This is a genomic window from Streptococcus australis (genome assembly GCF_019930045.1).
In the GTDB taxonomy this organism is placed as follows: Bacteria; Bacillota; Bacilli; order Lactobacillales; family Streptococcaceae; genus Streptococcus; species Streptococcus australis_D.
Window position 1 is genome coordinate 1 of the sequence record NZ_JAHZQQ010000026.1, and the last position, 20,908, is coordinate 20,908.

Consider the following 20,908-nt stretch of genomic DNA (forward strand, 5'->3'; position numbering starts at 1 on the left):
CTAGTAAATGTGTTGCAACTCTACTATACAGGATTTATTCCTTTTTGTGTTTACACAACTTATTGTACACTACCTTTTAAGATTCTTCTTTTCCTTTTCTTCAGCAATGATAGTAGAAACTGTACTGCCGACAGACATGGCAATTGCTGTGGATAAGCAGAGGAACATTAAGTCAAGGCCTTTGTCTTCCCCTAAATTCATGAAATTTTTATAGAGAACTAGTAATCCGTAGGGCATCAACACTTGTACCAGTAAATTTTTATTTGCGATAATAGTTTGGTTTCTTAACCATACCAATGCTTTCATTCGATTAAACATTTAATTTTTCCCCCGTTAATCTTATAAAGATTTCTTCCAAAGTTGGCTCACATGAGTGGATAGAAATAAGATCATTTGTAGCTAATGTCGATAATTCTGAAAAATCAAAGATTCTTTCTTGGCGATTTTTATAAATAACTTTTATCCGTTTATTTGTGTTATATTTTTGAATGATATCTGCTGGGCTACCTTGTTCAATGAGTTTTCCTTTATTTAACAAGGCCAAATGATCACATAATAAAGTAGCTTCATTCATATCATGAGTGGTTAGAAAGATTGTGGCCCCACTTTCTTTTAACTGAACTAACAACTCATGAATCGATTTTGAAGTTGTTGGGTCCAAACCACTTGTTGGCTCATCCAAAAATAGAATTTTAGGTTGATTGATTAAAGCGCGAGCCAGTAACATCCGTTGTTTCATTCCAGTAGATAATTGTTCTGCTAGTATCTTTTTGCTAGCTAACAGTCCTACCTTATCAAGTAACTCATCTACTCTATTCAAATTAACGCCATAAAGCTTTGCATATAGAAGGAGATTTTTTTCTAAGGATAGTTTTTCATAGAATCCACTTTGGTCACTAACGATCCCAATTTTTTCTAAATCTGTCGGATGTAGATCCTGAGAATCTTTTCCTAACAATTGAGTAATTCCACTGTCTGGTAGTAGTTGCCCAGTAAGAATATTGATCATTGTTGTTTTTCCAGATCCGGATGGTCCCAGAAATCCGAAAATCTCTCCCTCTCTAATCTCAAAGTTAATAGAATTTAAGGCTCTCTTCCTGCCAAATGTTTTCACGATATTTTTTGCAACAACCATTGAAGTCATTCGTTTTCCTCGCTTTCTGTTAAATCAGTCATTTCAATTATTTCAATGCCTCCCGGTTTTTCATAGACCAATATCTCTTTTTCATTAGGAGCTAATAATAGAATTTTAAAAAGTATATGATTGACCATCACCTTACAGAGACGTCTTGTTTTTGATTGGTTTGTGATGGTAATCCTTTTTTGTTCGATAAAATGAGAAGATATCTCGTATGTTAAATCTTTATTCATAGATACATCATCCCATCACAAAATAGATTTAATGTGTTAGCAAATGTCATCAGATTTTTCCTTTCTTTGTGTGCTCTCTTTTGATGCTTCTATTGTAGTTCAAAGAAAACAAAAAGAACATGACATCTAGGTCAGGTTAGCTATTGGCTGGGTTATAGATAGAGTCAAGTCTGCTTACTTATAAGTCGAGTAGACAAAATAAAAAAAGAAGTTCGTAAACTTCTCTTTGCTTATATAGTTGATTCATTCCTACCTAAATCTCGTTCTTTCTCTTTGGTCAAGTTATTCACTAGAACCTGGTCATTCAGCATCTTAGCAAACTCAATGGCTTTATTATAGGACTGTTCTGCTTTATGATGATTTTTTTCTACTTCCAAATAATATTTAGCTTCAAAAGCATATATAGCAGGTTTATGTTGAAAATTATTTGTACTCTCAGTTATCTCGCGTAAAACTTTGGTATAAATTAAGTAATCCTCTGTTTTTACTTGTACTAAAATTCCTATCAATATTCTTTCAAGTATATAGATACGATCATTATCACTATAATCAATATATAATAAAACTTTTTTAGATAATTCTTCAAAATAAGTATTATCTTCTAAGCCAATAGCACAACATAGGAAATACAGATTGATTATTAGAAGATCATTATAACTATACTTTTTTTTCTTTAAAATTTGATGCAAATATTCCTCTAGCAATGTCAAACCATACGTAACATCTCGACTGCTAAAAACATCTAATTGAACTTGTAAAACTTCAACTAGTAGTTGTTCTTCTTCTGGTAGATGATCATAAAAATTCTCATATATTTCATCAAACATTTCTTCTAAAATGCCAATACGTTTTTCGTCACCATAACTATGAGCTCGTACTAATTTATTTTTTAATTCCAGATACCGCTTGGGTATTTCTATTTTGTCTACATCTATGATGTCCTCTATTGGACAATTTAATCTCTGAGATAAAAACATTAATTTAGAAAGAGATACTAATACTTGGCCGTTTTCAATACGAGCAAGTTGACGAATGGTTAATTCAGATTCATCTCCACAAACATCTGCTTGAGTCATATGTTGGTTCAGACGAGCTCCTCGAATATTGTTACCGATTTTCAATTTTAATGCGGCATCTTTATCTTCAATAGTCATACCTTACTCCTAGAATTAATATTTATCAGTATTATATCATAAAATAAGCTCTCTTTTTCAAGGATTTCTGTGTCATTTTTGCTAGGATCCAAATGAACTAACTGTTTAGAATCTTATATTTATGAGTTAGAGACTTTGAAGTGCTTGTTAAGGATTCTGCCATTCTGATAGTGTCTTCCCTCCCACATAGCTGAAAAATGCAACCGTATAGAAGAATGAAAAGGAAAATGTTCCAATCTTTGATAGACTAAGGAGGTAGCGTTACAAATACAAATTGGAGGAAATGAAATGACAGAATGTAGTCAAAAAGAATTGGCACAGATTGTAGGAGGAGGTGGTTCTCGCCCAAATGTGGTTCCAGGTCAGCCAGATAAGATTGAGATCGGTCGTCCTGGCTTTGTGAAGCGACCACCGCTCGCTCGTATTTAAGAAATGGTAAAGCTCTTGATAATGGTGTTTTGAAATCTAGATAGAAAGAATAGGAGAAAAAATGAAATTACATACAGAAACAGAATTGACGACAAATGAACTCGAACAAACAGTAGGAGGGGTGATTACTCCAATCAGAAGCCCTGAACTAACGTATGGTGGCGGTGGTTGGGGAACCCCTGGAATTTACCCGGGTTGGGGAAATCAAGGAATGTCGCCTTCAGGTGGCAGTTTTGGCTGGTTAATGCAAATTGGACCAGCATTTAGTCGAAAAAGAAAATAAGATAGAAAGGTGAATGCGATGAGAAAGACAGACAGACCGTTTCAACTGGCGACACTAGGGATTCTCTGCATCAATTTTGCGCTTTTTAACGTTGGGCTCCCAATGGATTTAGTGGGCCACCTATCGGATGACTCTTATTATGGCTTGCTCCTCTTGTTGATTGGATTGATTGGGGGGTTAGCTGTTACACTCTTGGTAAAGAGTCGTCGTTGGGACTTGTACGGGAAATTTACTTTTAAAGCTTCTTATTTTGCGGTTTTTGTGCTTGTTTTTCTTGCTCACTTTTTATGGGATATCTCTTCTGCTGCGGTATTTCCACCGACTAAGAATTCCATAGCCCTTGCAGAAGTATCTAGTGGTTTGTCAGGCTGGGCCTTGGTGTTGATACGTTATGTCTATGCCTGCTTGCTGGCTCCCATTGTGGAAGAGCTAGTTTTTCGTGATTTGGTCATGACGGCTTTGGCACCTTATCAGAAGTATAAGCTAGATATGCTTGTTTCGGCCTCCTTGTTCAGCCTCTCGCATGTCTGGCAGCATGGCTGGGATTTGCCGAGCTTTATCGTCTACTTGGTACCGGGCCTGCTATTTTGTGCGGTCTTACGTTATACCAAATCGATTTACTGGTCCATCTTACAGCATGCCTCTTGGAATAGCTTCCTTACCCTCGTATCCCTCCTGGTCAGTGGGGTTTAAGTAAGGGGAAGGAGTGGCAGAAGCTTTTATCCATCATCAAAGAAGCAGTCTCTACTGCTTTTTTGTATGGAATCAAAACTATTATTTTCATTAAGTTTTGAAATATTATATAGTTAAGCGTTTACATTTTTCTAAAAAGTGCTATAATTTATTATGATAGCAATAATTTTTTACAGAGGTGATCCATATGAAAAAAGGGAAGCTACTCTTAGCCACCGGCGCTCTACTTTTGTCTGTAAGCGCACTGGTAGCCTGCTCACAAGGAGGGAAATCTTCAAGTTCGGACAACCAGATCTTTAGTTATGTCTATACGCAAGATCCGGATACTTTGGATTATTCACTCTCTAACAAGAAGTCAACCTCAGAATTTACAGGAAATGCTGTAGATGGCTTATTAGAAGTTGACAAATACGGCAACTTAATCCCATCTCTTGCGAAGGATTGGACTGTTTCAAAAGATGGTCTGACCTATACCTATAAACTTCGTAAAGGGGTTAAATGGGTGACCGCTGAAGGGGAAGAATTCGGAGAAGTTAAGGCCCAAGATTTTGTGACGGGGCTTCAGCACGCAGCGGACAAGAAGTCTTCTGCTCTCTATCTCGTCCAACAATCCATTAAAGGGTTGGATGATTATGTCTCAGGGAAAACCAAAGACTTCTCAACGGTTGGTATCAAAGCCATTGATGACTATACGGTTCAATTCACCTTGAACCAACCAGAAAGTTTCTGGAATTCAAAAACGACCATGGGCATTTTGATGCCAGTCAATAAAGAATTCTTAGATTCTAAGGGTGATGACTACGGTCAAGGCACGAACCCTTCTAGTATTCTTTATTGTGGTCCTTATTTGATCAAATCCATCACATCTAAATCTGTTGTGACGCTTGAAAAGAATCCAACCTATTGGGATGCGGATAATGTGAAGATCACCAAGGTGAAACTGACCTATTATGATGGACAAGATTCAGAATCTTTGATCCGTGGTTTTGATAACGGAGACTTTACCGTTGCCCGTGTCTTCCCAAATGGTTCCAACTATAAGAGTGTAGAGAAGAAGCACAAGGATGATATTGTCTTCAGTGACCAAGGATCCTCTACTTATAACTTGTCCTTCAACATTGATCGTCAAGCTTATGAGATTACGACTAAAACTACGGATGTTCAAAAGAGCTCAACCAAGAAAGCAATCTTAAATAAAGACTTCCGTCAAGCCATTATGTTTGCCTTTAATCGCCGGTCCTATGTAGCGCAAGCCAACGGGGAAGCATCTGCAGACAAGGTCATTCGGAATACCTTTACTCCTCCTAACTTTGTCCAAATCGATGGCAAGGAATTTGGGGAAACTGTAGAGAAAAACCTAGAAGAATACAGTGATGAATGGAAAGGTGTCTCCGTCGAAGATGGAAAAGATACCCTTTACAATCCAACCAAGGCTAAGGAAGAGTTTGCCAAAGCTAAAGAAGCCCTTCAAGCCCAAGGGGTAGAATTTCCAATTCATTTGGACCTCCCTGTTTCATCAACCTATACAGAAGGAGTCAAGCAAGCTCAATCCTTTAAACAGTCGATTGAATCCACTCTAGGAGCAGAAAATGTAGTCATCGACTTGAATATGATTTCTGAGGATGATCTTCAACGAGTGACCTACTTTGCTGAAAATGCCTCTCAACAAGACTGGGATTTGAATAACAACTTAGGTTGGGGACCAGACTATACCGACCCATCTTCTTACTTGGACATCACAAGCTCTAAGACGGGTGAAAATGCAAATTCTTACTTCGGATTTGATGCTGGTACTAATAACGCAGCTGCTAAAGAAGCTGGTTTTGATGAATACGATCAATTGATCGAAGACGCGCACAATGAAACAAAAGATGTCAATGACCGCTATAAAAAATATGCTAAAGCTCAGGCTTGGTTGACAGATAGTGCCCTCTTGATCCCAATTCATTCAGATGGAGCTTCTCCAGGTGTGCGTAAGACAGTTCCATACACAGCTGCCTTTGCTTGGACAGGACACAAGGGTCAAACCTTCAACTACAAGTACTTGGAATTGCAAGACAAAGTCTTGACAACCAAGGAGTACGATGAAGCGCGTGAAAACTGGAAGAAAGAAAAAGAAGAATCCAATAAGAAAGCTCAAAAAGAACTAGAAAGTCACGTAGAAGACTAGGAGCTTTAAGAGCGATTGTATACTGAACAGGGAAGAGAGTGGGACGGAAATCGGTCATTCGTTAGACTTCGATTTCGTCGTCCCACCTCCGCAAAGTTGAGTAGGGCTGTAAAAGCTGATGAAATCAGCCTAGTAGAGCCCACTCAACCACTGCGTCTTGCTCAACAATCCAAAGACAATTGAGAGGCTAGGACTTTTGTCCCAGCCTCTTTTTGGTGGATAGAACCTTTAAAAATCCCCTAAAAATGGTATAATAGGAGCATCACGAAAATTGGAGAGACAGCATGAGTTTTTACAATCATAAAGAAATCGAGCCTAAGTGGCAAAAATACTGGGCTGACCATCACACCTTTAAGACAGGAACAGACGCCTCAAAACCTAAGTTTTACGCACTCGACATGTTCCCTTACCCATCTGGAGCGGGTCTTCACGTAGGACACCCAGAAGGCTACACAGCGACGGATATCCTCAGCCGTTTCAAACGCGCCCAAGGCTACAACGTCCTTCACCCAATGGGCTGGGATGCCTTTGGTTTGCCTGCTGAGCAATATGCTATGGATACAGGGAATGACCCAGCAGAATTCACAGCGGAAAACATCGCCAACTTCAAACGCCAAATCAATGCGCTTGGATTCTCTTACGACTGGGACCGTGAAGTCAATACGACAGATCCGAACTACTACAAGTGGACGCAATGGATTTTCACGAAGCTTTACGAAAAAGGTTTGGCTTATGAAGCTGAAGTGCCAGTAAACTGGGTTGAAGAATTGGGAACAGCTATCGCCAACGAAGAAGTCCTTCCTGACGGAACCTCTGAGCGTGGTGGTTATCCAGTTGTCCGCAAACCAATGCGCCAATGGATGCTCAAAATCACTGCCTATGCGGAACGCTTGCTGACTGACTTGGATGAGCTTGACTGGCCAGAGTCTATCAAGGATATGCAACGTAACTGGATTGGGAAATCAACTGGTGCTAACGTAACTTTCAAAGTAAAAGGGACAGACAAGGAATTCACCGTCTTTACGACTCGTCCTGATACCCTTTTTGGTGCGACCTTCACAGTCTTGGCTCCTGAGCATGACTTGGTTGACGCTATTACAAGCCCAGAGCAGGCTCAAGCTGTGGCTGACTACAAACACCAAGCTAGCCTTAAATCAGACTTGGCTCGTACAGACCTTGCCAAGGAAAAAACAGGGGTTTGGACTGGTGCTTATGCCATCAACCCTGTCAATGGCAAAGAAATCCCAATCTGGATTGCCGACTATGTTCTTGCTAGCTACGGTACAGGTGCTGTTATGGCCGTACCTGCCCATGATGAGCGTGACTGGGAATTTGCTAAACAATTCGGCCTACCAATCGTAGAAGTCTTGGAAGGTGGAAACGTAGCAGAAGCTGCCTACACAGAAGATGGCCTTCACGTCAACTCAGACTTCTTGAACGGTCTTAACAAAGAAGAAGCGATTGCCAAAATTGTGGCTTGGTTGGAAGAAAAAGGCTGTGGCCAAGAGAAGGTGACTTACCGTCTCCGCGACTGGCTCTTTAGCCGTCAACGTTACTGGGGTGAACCAATCCCAATCATTCATTGGGAAGATGGGACATCAACAGCTGTTCCAGAAAGTGAATTGCCACTTGTACTGCCAGTCACCAAGGACATCCGCCCTTCAGGTACTGGTGAAAGCCCATTGGCTAACTTGACCGACTGGCTGGAAGTGACTCGTGAAGATGGTGTCAAAGGTCGTCGTGAAACCAACACCATGCCACAATGGGCTGGTTCAAGCTGGTACTACCTTCGTTACATTGATCCACATAATACAGAGAAATTGGCTGATGAGGACCTCCTCAAACAATGGCTACCAGTAGATATTTACGTGGGTGGTGCAGAACACGCCGTTCTCCACTTACTTTACGCTCGTTTCTGGCATAAATTCCTCTATGATATCGGTGTTGTTCCAACCAAAGAACCATTCCAAAAACTCTTTAACCAAGGTATGATTTTGGGAACAAGCTACCGTGACCACCGTGGTGCTCTTGTAGCGACTGACAAGGTTGAAAAACGTGACGGCTCCTTCTTCCATGTGGAAACAGGGGAAGAGTTGGAGCAAGCACCAGCTAAGATGTCTAAATCTCTCAAGAACGTGGTTAATCCAGATGATGTGGTGGAACAATATGGTGCGGATACCCTTCGTGTCTATGAAATGTTCATGGGGCCACTTGATGCTTCCATCGCTTGGTCTGAAGAAGGCTTGGAAGGAAGCCGTAAATTCCTCGATCGTGTGTACCGTTTGATCACAACCAAGGAAATCGTTGCGGACAACAATGGTGCTCTTGACAAGGTTTATAACGAAACCGTTAAAGCTGTCACAGAGCAAATCGAGTCGATGAAGTTCAACACAGCCATTGCCCAGCTCATGGTCTTTGTCAACGCGGCCAACAAGGAAGACAAACTCTATGTGGATTATGCCAAAGGCTTTATCCAATTGATTGCCCCATTTGCGCCTCACTTGGCAGAAGAACTCTGGCAAACAGTGGCAGCAACAGGTGAGTCTATCTCTTACGTAGCTTGGCCAACATGGGACGAAAGCAAATTGGTTGAAGACGAAATCGAAATCGTCGTTCAAATCAAAGGTAAAGTCCGTGCTAAACTCATGGTCGCAAAAGACCTTTCACGCGAAGAATTGCAAGAAGTCGCTCTAGCTGACGAAAAAGTCAAGGCCGAGATCGACGGCAAAGATATTGTGAAGGTGATTAGTGTACCAAATAAATTAGTTAATATTGTTGTAAAATAACCAATAAAAAAACAGTTGAAAATTATTTCAACTGTTTTTCTATCTTAATGACGTCGAGCTAAGTCAGCTCCGAATTTATATCCCGCATTAAAGACGGATACAAAAAAGTTTGCAACTCCTGAAATCGCAACGATTTCAGCTAGGGCAACACCGCCCTTGGTGTTTTCTAATTCTTCAGTTGTTAAAAGTTGTAAATTGTTCATTGCTTTTCTCCTTTCTGATTCCCCGATATGCAATGATGAGGATCCAAATAACAAGAATCCCAGAAAGTAAATCACTCACTCCATAAGTTTCAAATGGGAGTGTGAGATAGTGAAGGTCGTGTAATATTTGTAGAACTACTAAAAAGATTCTAGAAAAAAGTAAAGTAGATATCGTGATGATATGGAATATGCGTCTTTTTTTCATCGTTCTTACCTATGGACGGTTAGCTAGATACCCTAGTCCTGCTCCAGCAGCAAAAACGAGTCCAATACTACTGACAGCAGTTGCAGCAATTTTCCATGTAGCTACTCCTGCAATGACAGCTGGGATAAATCCACCTTGAATAGAGGCTAGTTCATGATCTGATAGGATGTCATCAGAATGAATAGAAATTGTGTTCATCTATTTTCTCCTTTCTTTGAAGAAAAATGTTTCTTCACCTGTATTATTCGTAAAAATTCTAGAAAATCTCTTATTATTTTCAAAATTATGAAAAAAGTTGAAAGTCACCTTTGGAGTGTGATAAAATAAGGAACTATATTAGCTATGAAGAGATTGGAGAATGAGCGATGAAGAAACCAGTGATTGGGATTACGGGAAACCAGCGCCCTTTCCGAGAAGAGGATGGAATGTACCTCAGTTATACACCGACAGGCTTTGTTCAGGGGGTTCAAGAAGCAGGAGGTATCCCTCTGATCCTTCCGATTGGAGACCCAGCAACGGCTGAGCACTATATTTCCTTGATTGACAAGCTGATCATCACAGGTGGTCAGCATGTCTCCCCTCAGTTTTATGGAGCAGAAAAGGAAATTGTCAGTGATGATTACTTGCTTGAGCGTGACCTTTTTGAGTTGGCCTTGATCAAGGAAGCAGTAGCTGCTAAGAAGCCTATCTTTACGGTTTGCCGAGGCATGCAGCTCTACAATGTAGCCATGGGCGGGACACTTTACCAAGATATCGACCACCACTGGCAAGAAAATCCTGCCAGTGAAGCTAGTCATTCAATCGAAACAGTTGAAGGGACTGTTTTGCGGGATTTGTTCGGAGAAGTTGGTCAGATCAATTCCTACCACCATCAAGCGATCAAGGATCTAGCTCCTCATCTAGAAGTGATTGCTGTTAGCCCTGAAGATCAGATCATCGAAGCGGTGCAATCATCCCACGGGACAGCCTTTCTCGGGGTTCAGTGGCATCCAGAACTGCGTTATCAGATAAGTGAAGGAGACAAGGCTCTCTTTGACTATGTCGTTAATCAACTATAATGAAAACAAAACACGTTAGAAATCGGGTCTTCTGATAGCTAGCGTGTTTTTTCTATAATCTGCGTAAAAATGACTGAAAATAGTCACTAGGAAGAGAGCTGAAAGGGAGTATAATAGAGAGGAAGACAATGAGAGAGGATAAACACATGATCAACTTTCCACAAGATTTTTTATGGGGGACTTCGACATCTGGTCCTCAGACAGAAGGGCGCTTTGCCGGAGATGGCAAGGGGGACAACCTTTGGGACTACTGGTACCAGGTAGAGCCTCATCGCTTTCGCTTCCAAGAAGGACCCGGTTTAACTTCTACCTTTTATGAAAATTGGGAAGAAGACATTGAGCTTCTAGTCGAGACCGGGCATACTGCTTTTCGGACTTCTATCCAATGGTCTCGGATTTTCCCTAAAGGACGTGGAGAAGTCAATCCAGTAGGAGTGGCTTTTTACCGCCAAGTATTTGAACGCATCAAGTCCAAAGGCATTCATTTGATGGTCAATCTTTATCACTTTGACCTTCCTTTTGCCTTGCAAGAAGAAGGAGATGGCTGGGAAAATAAGGAGACGGTCTACGCCTATCGCGACTATGCTCGTTTCTGCTTTGAAACCTATGGGGACTTGGTCGATCAGTGGATCACTTTTAATGAACCCATTGTTCCTGTAGAGTTTGGTTACTTTTATGATGCCCATTACCCACATAAGGTAGATGCGGCTGCAGCGGTCAAAGTTGCCTACCATACTCAGTTGGCAAGTAGCCTTGCTGTTCAGGTCTGTCATGAGGTGGATCCAAACTATCGAATCGGAGTGGTCTTGAACTTGACGCCAGCCTATCCTCGGAGTCAGCATCCAGCAGATGTCAAGGCGGCACGGATCGCTGAACTCTTCCAAGCCAAGTCTTTTCTCGATCCGTCTGTGCTAGGGACTTACCCACCAGAGTTGGTAGAGATTTTGCGGGAGCGTGCTCTTTTGCCAGAAGTGGATCCAAGTGACTTAGAGCTGATCAAAGAACATACAGTTGACTTCTTAGGGGTCAACTATTACCAGCCAATGCGGGTCTCTGCGCCTCGTTATGCGCCAAACCCAGAGTCTCCTATGCTGGTTGAACAATTCTACGAACCCTATGTCATGCCAGGAAGAAAGATCAATCCACATAGAGGCTGGGAAATCTATGAGCAGGGCTTGTATGATATTGCTCAAAATATCAAGGAAAATTACGGCAACATCGAGTGGCTCCTAACAGAGAATGGAATGGGAGTTGAAGGGGAAGAAAAATTCCGCCAAAACGGGGAAATCCAAGATGACTACCGGATTGACTTCGTCAAAGACCACCTGCGTGAATTGCACCGAGCTATCCAAGATGGGGCCAACTGTAAGGGCTACCTTATGTGGACCTTTATCGACTGCTGGTCTTGGCTCAATGGCTATAAAAACCGCTACGGCCTTGTCGAATTAGACCTAGCCACTCAAGAAAGACGCCTGAAAAAATCCGGTCATTGGTTCCGTGAATTGAGCCAGCAGAATGGATTTGAAGAGTAAGTTTTTGAGGATTCTGTTATCTAAGTACGATAGGCCCGTTCATTTCAGTAAATGACTGACTAGTTTTATTTTCGGAAGTGTGGAACTCCATCAGATGCAGATGTTTCTGACGGCATTCTTCATTTCCGATTTTTCATTTAGTGCTGGAAAAGGTTAAAAAACCTTCAACTTCAATATGTGCTATAATGAAATCAGAAGAAAAGGAAGCTTGTATGATGGATTTTAAAACAGAACTAGGACAAAAAGTACAAACTCTACGTGAAAGTAAGGGATTAAGTAGACAAGCAATCTGTGGTATTGAGGACCTATTAACGACGCGCCAACTCCAGCGAATTGAAAAGGGTCAGTCTTTGCCAACGATTGCAACAGCGAAGTATATTGCTGAACAACTAGGTGTTTCTTTGGATGCTTTGACAAATCAAACTAGTTTGGAATTGCCTGCAGAATATCTGAACCTGAAATATCAACTACGAACTTTATACCATTATGGAGATCAAGATCGTCTTCATCGGCATGAAGAAATTATTGAGGATATTTACGAAAACTATTTTGATAATCTACCAGAGGAAGAAAAACTGTCTGTCCAGGTCGCCCAAGCTACGGTTGATATGATTGGATCCAAAAATCCTTCTTTTGATCAAGGTTTATTAGATGAGTATCTGGGGCAAGCCATGAAGAAAAAAGAGTTAAGTCTCAACGATGTGGAAATAATTAAATTACGCTTGCTCTCTTTGGCTTTGGGAGTCTTTGATCAAGAAGAATTTATACACTTAGTGGAGAAGATTATACTTGCGATAGATTATTTCCCCTTATCAGAGTTGGAAATGCTACAAAATACGCTCATCTCAGCTGCAGGCGTGTTAGCCCATTATGGGATATATGAGATGTTGCCTGACATTGTTAAAGCCTTAAATGATATTATGACAAAGAGACATGATTTTCAGGATAATATTTTTGTTTATGCTTTAAATTGGAAAGTTGCTTTATTTATAGAAGATGATCTAGAAAAAGCAAAAAATGATTATCAAAAAGTATGCTTGATGGCAGACTTATTATCTGAGAATTTAGTGAAGAGAAACATGCAAGAAGAATGGAAAGAGGACCTTGAGAAAAAGGGTCTAACATACACTGAGGTATAGAGAAGTATTTATCCTTTCGTCTGTTGTTCTTGAAAAATATAAAATGAACATTGAGAGAGTGGGACAGAAATCGGTAATTCGTTAGAATTCGATTTCGTCGTTCCACCTCCGCACAGTTGAGTAGGGCTGTAAAAGCTGATAAAATCAGCGTAGTAGAGCCCACTCAACCACTGCGTCTTGCTCGATAATCCAAAGACAATTGAGAGGCTAGGACTTTTGTCCCAGCTTTTTTTGGTGAAATTGATGATTAGACAGGACATGAATGTCCTCACGTTAGAGGATAGAAAATAGGTATACTGAGATTACAAGGAAAGAAAAAAGGATCTTGGTGTCAGAAAATGGAAATTAGATTACACAATGTAAAGAAAAGCTATGGTTCCTTTGAGGCTTTGAAAGGAATTGATTTAGTTCTTGAGGAAGGTAAATTTTATGGACTCCTTGGACCAAATGGAGCTGGAAAAACAACGCTTTTTAATTTATTAATTAAAAATTTTAAGCCAAGTTCAGGAGAAATTTCTTGGGACGTAAATGGAAAAAAATATCAACTAAAGATTTTTATCGACATATCGGTATTGTATTTCAAAGTAATCGTTTAGATGATAACTTAACGGTAGAGGAAAACTTGATTTCTCGAGGAGCCTTGTATGGATTATCAAAATCACAAGTACAAAAGCGTATTACAGATTTGCAATCCTATTTGGATGTTGCCACTCTTAAAAAGAAAAAATATGGCAGTTTATCAGGGGGCCAAAAACGGAAAGTAGATATTGCCAGAGCTTTATTGCCACAACCGTCTTTGCTGTTGCTAGATGAGCCAACAACTGGTTTAGATCCACAATCTCGTCATGATTTATGGGATGCAATTAATCAGTTGAATAAGAAAGATAATATGACAGTCGTTCTTATTACACATTATTTAGAAGAGATGGCTGCTTGTGATATCTTAAATGTCTTAATTGAAGGGAACCTGTATTATTCAGGAGATATTGCTAATTTTATTGAAAAGCATTCAACCACTAACTTGAATGTCACTTTAAAACCTGGTCAATCAGTAAAATCGTTATCTGTATCTAAATTTGTAAATAAGTGTCAAGTTCTTTCTGAGGAAAAAGTTGTATTTAAGAATGTTTCAGTTGAAGAGATGATGGAAATTATTGCAGAAAATCAAGGAAAATCAATTATTGAAACATTTAATGTAGAATATTCAAATTTAGAAGCAGCTTATTTGAACTTACTAAAATCTAAAGGAGGAGAAGGGAATGCTTGAATTAATTTCTAGAAATCGGAAAGTCTATACACGAGATCGATTAGCTTTCGCTATGTCCTTCTTATCAGTCATCATCTTAATCTTGGTTTATCAAGTCTTTTTAGGACAAATTCAGATTGATGCCATCAAGGAGGCTTTGAATAGTGATACCGCCTCTACGGATACCATTCAGATGGTCAATTATTGGCTAATCTCAGGTTTAACGACCATTATCTCAATGACCAGTACTCTTGGTGCATTTGGAGTAATGGTTTCGGATAGAGAAAAGAAGTTGAGCGAGGATTTTAAAGTCAGCCCAGTTTCTAACTTTAAAATTGAACTATCGTATGCGATCTTTGCGATTTTATTTGGGATTATTATGACCATGTTCTCTTGTATCTTTGCAATTGGTATTTTCAATGGATTCAGTTCTCTTCTTGACTTTTCAACGACGGACTACTTATCTATTTTGGGAATTGTCTCAATGGGAACTGTACTAGCTGCAACAATTATTCTTCCAATTTTAGCTTTTATTCGAACCAGTTCAGCATTTACAACTTTGAGTACAATTGTTGGAACCTTTATTGGATTCATTTCAGGTGTTTATCTTTCTATTGGTTCTGTAGGAGAAAGCTTGCAACAGGTCATGACCTGGTTCCCTTTGACACAGGTGAATGCACTACTAAAACAAATTTTAATGAAAGATGCAATTAGTAAAGTCTTCGATCATGCACCGTCTACAGTAATTACGAACTACAAAGAGTCTTATGGTGTAATCTTGCAGAATCCTAGTGGTGAACATTTATCGAATCAGTTCATGTTTGCCTATATTTCTATTATGATAGTTGTTTTGCTAGGAGTTCATTTTATGATTAAGAAGGTAAAAAAATGAAGTGAAGCTTATACAATTATTGGATAGGAATTTAGATAAGTTGGAATCAATGACGATCTTAAAATAAGCCAATCATCCTAACCTATCAACCAAGATGTTGATAGGTTTTTTCTTATGCCTTCCTTAACTAGACCAATTTCTGGGATTTTAAAGGTTGACAAACAGAAAAAAGCATTGTATACTGACTCCGCTGATGATTTTTCTATCGAATCAGACTAGACCAATTTTATAAATTGGCTAAGAAAATAAGGGAACTCAAGTATGGATACCTATTTTCTTTCATTTTTATAGAAGGAGAAAGCACAGCTTGTCTGTGTCGTAAAAACTATGTGTGGAATTGTTGGTGTTGTTGGAAATACAAATGCAACGGATATTTTGATTCAAGGGCTTGAAAAGCTCGAATACCGTGGTTATGATTCTGCGGGGATTTTTGTCCTAGGTGGCGCTGAAAGCCATTTGGTGAAGGCGGTTGGTCGTATTGCAGAATTGTCTGCCAAGACAGCTGGTGTTGAGGGGACAACTGGGATTGGACATACTCGTTGGGCCACTCACGGAAAACCAACAGAAGACAATGCTCACCCACATCGCTCTGAGACAGGACGCTTTGTCTTGGTCCACAATGGGGTGATTGAAAACTACCTTGAAATCAAGGAAGAATACCTTGCGGGACACCACTTCAAGGGACAAACGGATACTGAAATCGCAGTGCACTTGATTGGAAAATTTGCGGAAGAAGAGGGCTTGTCAGTACTTGAAGCTTTCAAAAAAGCCCTTCACATCATCCGTGGATCTTATGCCTTTGCCTTGATTGACTCTGAAAATCCAGATGTCATCTACGTGGCCAAGAACAAATCACCACTTTTGATTGGTCTTGGAGAAGGCTATAACATGGTCTGCTCAGATGCTATGGCCATGATTCGTGAAACCAACCAATATATGGAGATCCATGACCAAGAGTTGGTAATTGTGAAAGCTGATAGCGTTGAAGTGCAAGACTACGATGGCAACAGCCGTGAGCGTGCTAGCTACACTGCTGAACTTGACTTGTCAGATATCGGTAAGGGAACTTACCCTTACTACATGCTCAAAGAAATTGATGAGCAACCAACGGTGATGCGTAAGCTCATTCAAGCCTACACAGATGAGGCTGGTCAAGTAGTGGTAGACCCAGCCATCATCAAGGCTGTTCAAGACGCTGACCGCATCTACATCCTTGCAGCTGGAACATCTTACCACGCAGGATTTGCTTCTAAGAAGATGTTGGAAGAATTGACTGATACACCAGTTGAACTGGGCATCTCCTCTGAGTGGGGATATGGTATGCCACTACTTAGCAAGAAACCACTCTTCATCTTTATCAGCCAATCTGGTGAAACAGCTGATAGCCGTCAGGTTTTGGTTAAGGCAAATGAAATGGGGATTCCAAGCTTGACAGTGACAAATGTGCCAGGATCAACTCTGTCACGTGAAGCTAACCATACTATGTTGCTTCATGCAGGTCCTGAAATTGCCGTAGCATCAACTAAGGCTTATACAGCCCAAATCGCAGCCCTTGCTTTCCTTGCAAAAGCAGTCGGTGAAGCAAATGGCAATGAAAAAGCCAAGGCTTTTGACTTGGTTCATGAATTGTCTATCGTAGCTCAGTCTATCGAATCAACCCTTTCAGAGAAAGAACTGATTGAAAATAAGGTTCGTGATCTTCTTGAAACAACACGCAACGCCTTTTACATCGGACGTGGTCAAGATTACTATGTAGCCATGGAAGCCAGTCTCAAGCTCAAAGAGATTTCTTACATCCAATGTGAAGGTTTTGCGGCTGGAGAGCTCAAGCACGGAACCATTGCCTTGATTGAGGATGGAACACCTGTTTTGGCCCTCTTGTCTGACCCAATTCTTGCCAACCACACTCGCGGAAATATCCAAGAAGTGGCAGCGCGTGGAGCTAAGGTCCTTACTATCGCTGAGGAAAATGTTGCCAAAGATACCGATGATATTGTTCTTACAACGGTCCACCCTTACCTCTCACCAATCTCAATGGTGGTACCAACCCAATTGATCGCTTACTTTGCAACCCTCCACCGTGGACTCGATGTAGACAAGCCACGGAACCTTGCTAAATCCGTAACAGTAGAATAATCTAAGAAAGTCTAGTTCATCTAGACTTTTTTTAATAAGCAAATTCGTTGCGATTATAACTAATTAGTGATAAAATTCCAAAATAACTAATAATGAAACGAGGAAATCAGTATGGTAGAATTAGGAATTTCAACATTTGGTGAAACAACAGCCTTAAATGGGACTGGACAAGTATACAATCATGATGAACGAATCCGTCAGTTGGTAGCAGAAATTGAGGTGGCTGACAAGGTTGGTTTGGATGTGTACGGAATTGGGGAGCATCATCGGGAGGACTTTGCGGTATCGGCGCCAGAGATTGTTCTTGCAGCTGGTGCGGTGAATACCAAGAAGATTCGTTTGACCAGTGCTGTCAGCATCCTCTCGAGTATGGATCCCATCCGTTTGTTCCAACAATATGCGACCATTGATGCCCTTTCAAATGGACGTGCAGAGATTATGGCTGGGCGTGGCTCATTCACCGAGTCCTTCCCACTGTTTGGTTATGACTTGAAAGACTATGAAGCTCTCTTTGATGAAAAGTTGGACCTGCTCCAGTTGGCAAATGAAAGCACCAAAGTGAACTGGCGTGGAGAATTGACCCAAAGCATTGCTGGAAAAGAAGTCTATCCACGTCCAGTTCAGTAAAAATTGCCCTTGTGGGTAGCGACGGGAGGGAACGTCGAATCAACCATCAAGATTGCCCGTGCTGGTTTGCCGATTGTCTATGCGATTATCGGTGGCAATCCTCGCTATTTTAAAAAGTTGATTCAAGCTTATCGTGAGATTGGAAGCGAAGCGGGTCATGCTGACAAAGACTTGAAAGTGGGAGCCCATTCTTGGGGGTGGATTACTGAAGATGGCGAGCAGGCAGTGAAAGATTATTTCCATCCGACCAAGCAAGTGGTAGATGCGATTTCGAAAGACCGTCCGCACTGGCAGGAATTGCGTTATGAGCAATATCTTGAGCAAGTGGGGTCAAATGGCGCTATGTTTGTGGGAAATCCGGACCAGGTAGCAGAAAAGTTGATCCGTATGATTGAGGATTTAGGATTGGACCGCTTTATGTTGCACCTACCACTTGGTTCTATGCCACATGATCAAGTTCTTCGAGCTATTGAACTTTTTGGAACGCAAGTCGCACCAAAAGTGCGTGCTTACTTTGCCATGAAAGAAGGGTTATAAAAACCCATGAAAGCAGGAGCTCCATGGGCTATTTGTTTGATGGTGGTAAGACATACTCTTGGATAGCTTGTGCTACACCGTGTTCTTGGTTGCTGGTAGTGACAACTTGAGCTTCCTTCCGGACAGCTTCAGGAGCATTTCCCATGGCAACTCCAAGTCCAGCCAGACGAATCATGGGGAGGTCGTTGAAGTGGTCTCCGATGGTCATGACCTGTTCCAAAGGGACCTGGTAATAAGCAGCCAGTTCAAGGACAGCATCTCTTTTTGAGACGGACTTGGCGGTGACTTCTAGGTAGTTTTCCTTTGAAAGGTAAAAGGCAGTCTGCGGAAATTCTTGTGGATCCAGCTTTTGATAGAGTTCTTGAATGTTTTGAGTCTCGCCGATCAAGAGCAATTTGTGTAGATGGAGAGCATCGTCAGAGAGGGTCTGAGAAAGTGGCTGAATCTGTGGCGTCTCACCAGTAATCGAAGCCTCAACTTGGGTCCACTGATCCTCTCTGGAGTTAAACCAGTCTGACCCACTATAACAATTAATCGAAATGCTGGGATCTAGTTCTTCCACACGATGGAGGAAGGTGCGAATCTCATCTTTGTTCAGGCTGTGTTCAAATAGAACCTCTTCTCCCTTGACGATGAGAGCTCCATTGTAGCAAGCGATCGGTTCCTGATGGACGCCCAATCTTCTTGCGATAGGAGCAATCCCGATAGGAGAACGAGCCGATGCCAAGATAAAAGGAATCTTTTTTTCTTGGAGCTGGGGAATGAGTTTGATAAGGGCGGAATCGACCTGATGCTGCGGATCCAGAATAGTTCCGTCAATATCACTGACAATTAAACGAATGGAAGACATAGGCACCTCCTTTTTCTTTAGTATACCATATTTTAGGAGAATGAAAAGGAGGGGTATAGTTGTTTCTTATAACGGGGTCAAGTAATTTTCAAAGTAGGTCCCTTTCTTCAAAAATAAAATAATAGATTAGAATGCGCGCAAGGCTTTATTTTCAAGGGCTTGCGCTTTTTTTGATACCTGCCTCAATAAAGAAATTTTAAGGCCTTGATAGGGAAAATATATTAGTCAGCTACTTTTCGAGGTGATATCATGGTTACAAATTTCAGAAGGGCAGCAATCAGTCTTCCTTTTGGAGAAGAGATTGAGGAGGTTTCACGGTATGAGTAAAAAAGAATTGGTTCTTCGTGCCATTCGAGGCGAAGCAGTAGAGCGAATCCCTGTAGGATTTTGGCTCCATTATGTGACCCAAGAAGAAAAAGAATTGGGTCTCGATAATCCGGCTGTACTTGAAAAAAGTATCAAAGGACACCAACACTATGTTGAAGAAATTTCACCTGATTTTGTCAAGATCATGAGCGATGGTTTCTTCCGCTATCCGAGTGCTCTTTATTCGAGAGAGGTCACATTGATCCAAGAATTGAAGGATATTCAGCCTATCGGGGAGCATCATCCTTGGATTGAAAAACAAATTGAAGTGGTCAAGGAAATTCGTTCTCATTTCCATGAAGAGATTGCTTCTTTCTACAACATCTTCTCGCCCATTTCTTATTTGAAACGCTGGTTTCGGACGGATCAATCCCGTGGAGACCAAGTGATTGCGGACTTTATCAAGGAAGATCCAGAAACCTTGGTCCATGTCCTTGATGTCATTGCAGGAGATATCGCTATTCTTAGTCGCCGCTTGATCCAAGAAGCAGGAGTGGAAGGGATTTACTTCTCAACTCAGCAGATCCAAGATGAGCGCGTGACAGATGAAGAATACCGCAAGATCATTGAGCCTAGCAGCATCGCTGTCCTAGAAGCGGCCAATGAAGCGGGTGGCATCAATATCCTTCATATCTGTGGCTTTGAAGGAGCTAGCAATGAAGTGGAACTCTTCAAGGATTACCCAGCTCAGGTTATTAACTGGGCGACCCATCATGAAGGGCTCAGCTTAGCAGAAGGGCGCAAGCTCTTTGGCAATCGCGCCGTCTTGGGTGGCTTTGTCAATGGTAAGAAAGGCTTGCTTTACCAAGGGGAACGAGCAACTATCGAGCAAGAAACTCGTCGCTTGGTGGCAGAAGCTGGAAGTCGCGGTTTGATCCTTGGAGCAGACTGTACCGTGCCAGATGATTTCCAATTGGAACGCTTAGATTGGGTACGTCAAGCAGCTGTATTGTAAGAAGAAAGGAGAGGGAGATGAAAAAAATTAATATTTGGTGTTTGATGCTGGTAGCTTTATTCCTAGTCCTAGGACTCGCAAAAGTTGCTGCCGCTAGCAGTCAAGAGGAAAGCAAAAAGGATCCGGATGTGGAAAGACTGGAGAAAATTCCAGCCCATAGTCTCTCCCTCATTCGCCCGTCTGATCTAGCGGGCGTCCTGCTCCTAGAAGATCAGTGATAAAAAAAGATGAAGGGCTTGATAAAAAATATATATTAGTCAAATAAAAGTCCAAGTG

General features: G+C 41.2%; 19 protein-coding genes and 2 pseudogenes. 14 read left to right on the top strand and 7 right to left on the bottom strand.

Annotated features, from left to right (window positions below; all coding sequences use genetic code 11):
• Nucleotides 1-69 precede the first annotated feature (69 nt).
• From K1J10_RS06160 to K1J10_RS06175, 4 genes are all read right to left on the bottom strand, one after another.
• Nucleotides 70-318, bottom strand: a complete 249-nt coding sequence (locus K1J10_RS06160) for a hypothetical protein (RefSeq protein WP_223356229.1) — start codon at nucleotides 316-318, stop codon at nucleotides 70-72.
• Nucleotides 311-1,144 carry an ABC transporter ATP-binding protein gene (locus K1J10_RS06165; protein WP_223356231.1) on the bottom strand — a complete coding sequence of 278 codons (834 nt, stop codon included), beginning with the start codon at nucleotides 1,142-1,144 and terminating at the stop codon, nucleotides 311-313. The genes K1J10_RS06160 and K1J10_RS06165 overlap by 8 nt, the downstream gene beginning before the upstream one ends.
• The gene (locus K1J10_RS06170) at nucleotides 1,141-1,371 is read right to left on the bottom strand and encodes a hypothetical protein (protein WP_223356232.1); all 231 of its coding nucleotides are present in this window, start codon (nucleotides 1,369-1,371) and stop codon (nucleotides 1,141-1,143) included. The genes K1J10_RS06165 and K1J10_RS06170 overlap by 4 nt, the downstream gene beginning before the upstream one ends.
• A gap of 230 nt (nucleotides 1,372-1,601) precedes the next feature.
• On the bottom strand, nucleotides 1,602-2,525 hold the full coding sequence (locus tag K1J10_RS06175; protein ID WP_223356233.1) for a helix-turn-helix domain-containing protein: 924 nt from the start codon (nucleotides 2,523-2,525) through the stop codon (nucleotides 1,602-1,604).
• A 288-nt stretch (nucleotides 2,526-2,813) separates the two neighbouring features.
• On the opposite strand from K1J10_RS06175, the gene K1J10_RS06180 reads away from it, so the two are divergent.
• The 5 genes from K1J10_RS06180 to leuS all read left to right on the top strand — a co-directional run bounded on the left by K1J10_RS06180 (nucleotide 2,814) and on the right by leuS (nucleotide 8,886).
• Nucleotides 2,814-2,954: a bacteriocin gene (locus tag K1J10_RS06180; RefSeq protein ID WP_223356234.1), complete on the top strand. Its 141-nt coding sequence runs from the start codon at nucleotides 2,814-2,816 to the stop codon at nucleotides 2,952-2,954.
• A 61-nt stretch (nucleotides 2,955-3,015) separates the two neighbouring features.
• Nucleotides 3,016-3,237 (top strand): hypothetical protein, encoded by a 222-nt coding sequence (locus K1J10_RS06185; protein WP_223356235.1) that lies wholly within the window; start codon nucleotides 3,016-3,018, stop codon nucleotides 3,235-3,237.
• Between the two features lie 18 nt (nucleotides 3,238-3,255).
• Nucleotides 3,256-3,930 (top strand): CPBP family intramembrane glutamic endopeptidase, encoded by a 675-nt coding sequence (locus K1J10_RS06190; RefSeq protein ID WP_223356236.1) that lies wholly within the window; start codon nucleotides 3,256-3,258, stop codon nucleotides 3,928-3,930.
• A gap of 187 nt (nucleotides 3,931-4,117) precedes the next feature.
• Nucleotides 4,118-6,100 carry a peptide ABC transporter substrate-binding protein gene (locus tag K1J10_RS06195; RefSeq protein WP_223356237.1) on the top strand — a complete coding sequence of 661 codons (1,983 nt, stop codon included), beginning with the start codon at nucleotides 4,118-4,120 and terminating at the stop codon, nucleotides 6,098-6,100.
• Between the two features lie 284 nt (nucleotides 6,101-6,384).
• Nucleotides 6,385-8,886, top strand: a complete 2,502-nt coding sequence (gene leuS / locus K1J10_RS06200; protein WP_223356239.1) for a leucine--tRNA ligase — start codon at nucleotides 6,385-6,387, stop codon at nucleotides 8,884-8,886.
• 44 nt (nucleotides 8,887-8,930) lie between these two features.
• Here the strand turns inward: leuS and K1J10_RS06205 are convergent, their stop codons facing one another.
• Nucleotides 8,931-9,089, bottom strand: a complete 159-nt coding sequence (locus K1J10_RS06205; protein ID WP_048690328.1) for a class IIb bacteriocin, lactobin A/cerein 7B family — start codon at nucleotides 9,087-9,089, stop codon at nucleotides 8,931-8,933.
• Between the two features lie 214 nt (nucleotides 9,090-9,303).
• The gene (locus tag K1J10_RS06210; protein WP_048690331.1) at nucleotides 9,304-9,492 is read right to left on the bottom strand and encodes a class IIb bacteriocin, lactobin A/cerein 7B family; all 189 of its coding nucleotides are present in this window, start codon (nucleotides 9,490-9,492) and stop codon (nucleotides 9,304-9,306) included.
• A gap of 167 nt (nucleotides 9,493-9,659) precedes the next feature.
• On the opposite strand from K1J10_RS06210, the gene K1J10_RS06215 reads away from it, so the two are divergent.
• The 7 genes and pseudogenes from K1J10_RS06215 (at nucleotide 9,660) to K1J10_RS06245 (ending at nucleotide 18,461) form a co-directional block, all read left to right on the top strand.
• Nucleotides 9,660-10,352, top strand: a complete 693-nt coding sequence (locus tag K1J10_RS06215; RefSeq protein WP_223356247.1) for a gamma-glutamyl-gamma-aminobutyrate hydrolase family protein — start codon at nucleotides 9,660-9,662, stop codon at nucleotides 10,350-10,352.
• 146 nt (nucleotides 10,353-10,498) lie between these two features.
• On the top strand, nucleotides 10,499-11,884 hold the full coding sequence (locus tag K1J10_RS06220) for a glycoside hydrolase family 1 protein (protein ID WP_223356249.1): 1,386 nt from the start codon (nucleotides 10,499-10,501) through the stop codon (nucleotides 11,882-11,884).
• A 212-nt stretch (nucleotides 11,885-12,096) separates the two neighbouring features.
• Nucleotides 12,097-13,023, top strand: a complete 927-nt coding sequence (locus K1J10_RS06225; protein WP_223356250.1) for a helix-turn-helix domain-containing protein — start codon at nucleotides 12,097-12,099, stop codon at nucleotides 13,021-13,023.
• A 338-nt stretch (nucleotides 13,024-13,361) separates the two neighbouring features.
• A pseudogene (locus K1J10_RS06230) lies at nucleotides 13,362-14,290 on the top strand (ABC transporter ATP-binding protein).
• The gene (locus tag K1J10_RS06235) at nucleotides 14,283-15,161 is read left to right on the top strand and encodes an ABC transporter permease (RefSeq protein ID WP_223356251.1); all 879 of its coding nucleotides are present in this window, start codon (nucleotides 14,283-14,285) and stop codon (nucleotides 15,159-15,161) included. The pseudogene K1J10_RS06230 and the gene K1J10_RS06235 overlap by 8 nt, the downstream one beginning before the upstream one ends.
• Before the next feature lie 327 nt (nucleotides 15,162-15,488).
• On the top strand, nucleotides 15,489-17,297 hold the full coding sequence (gene glmS, locus K1J10_RS06240) for a glutamine--fructose-6-phosphate transaminase (isomerizing) (protein ID WP_223356252.1): 1,809 nt from the start codon (nucleotides 15,489-15,491) through the stop codon (nucleotides 17,295-17,297).
• 111 nt (nucleotides 17,298-17,408) lie between these two features.
• A pseudogene (locus K1J10_RS06245) lies at nucleotides 17,409-18,461 on the top strand (LLM class flavin-dependent oxidoreductase).
• Nucleotides 18,462-18,489: 28 nt separating this feature from the next.
• On the opposite strand, the gene K1J10_RS06250 reads toward K1J10_RS06245, so the two are convergent.
• Nucleotides 18,490-19,311: a Cof-type HAD-IIB family hydrolase gene (locus K1J10_RS06250; protein WP_223356253.1), complete on the bottom strand. Its 822-nt coding sequence runs from the start codon at nucleotides 19,309-19,311 to the stop codon at nucleotides 18,490-18,492.
• A gap of 319 nt (nucleotides 19,312-19,630) precedes the next feature.
• Between K1J10_RS06250 and K1J10_RS06255 the strand changes: the two genes are divergently transcribed.
• The gene (locus K1J10_RS06255; RefSeq protein ID WP_223356254.1) at nucleotides 19,631-20,632 is read left to right on the top strand and encodes a uroporphyrinogen decarboxylase family protein; all 1,002 of its coding nucleotides are present in this window, start codon (nucleotides 19,631-19,633) and stop codon (nucleotides 20,630-20,632) included.
• Nucleotides 20,633-20,649: 17 nt separating this feature from the next.
• Complete coding sequence (locus K1J10_RS06260; protein ID WP_048717618.1) at nucleotides 20,650-20,850, top strand: hypothetical protein; 201 nt, start codon at nucleotides 20,650-20,652, stop codon at nucleotides 20,848-20,850.
• The last annotated feature ends 58 nt before the right edge of the window (nucleotides 20,851-20,908 follow it).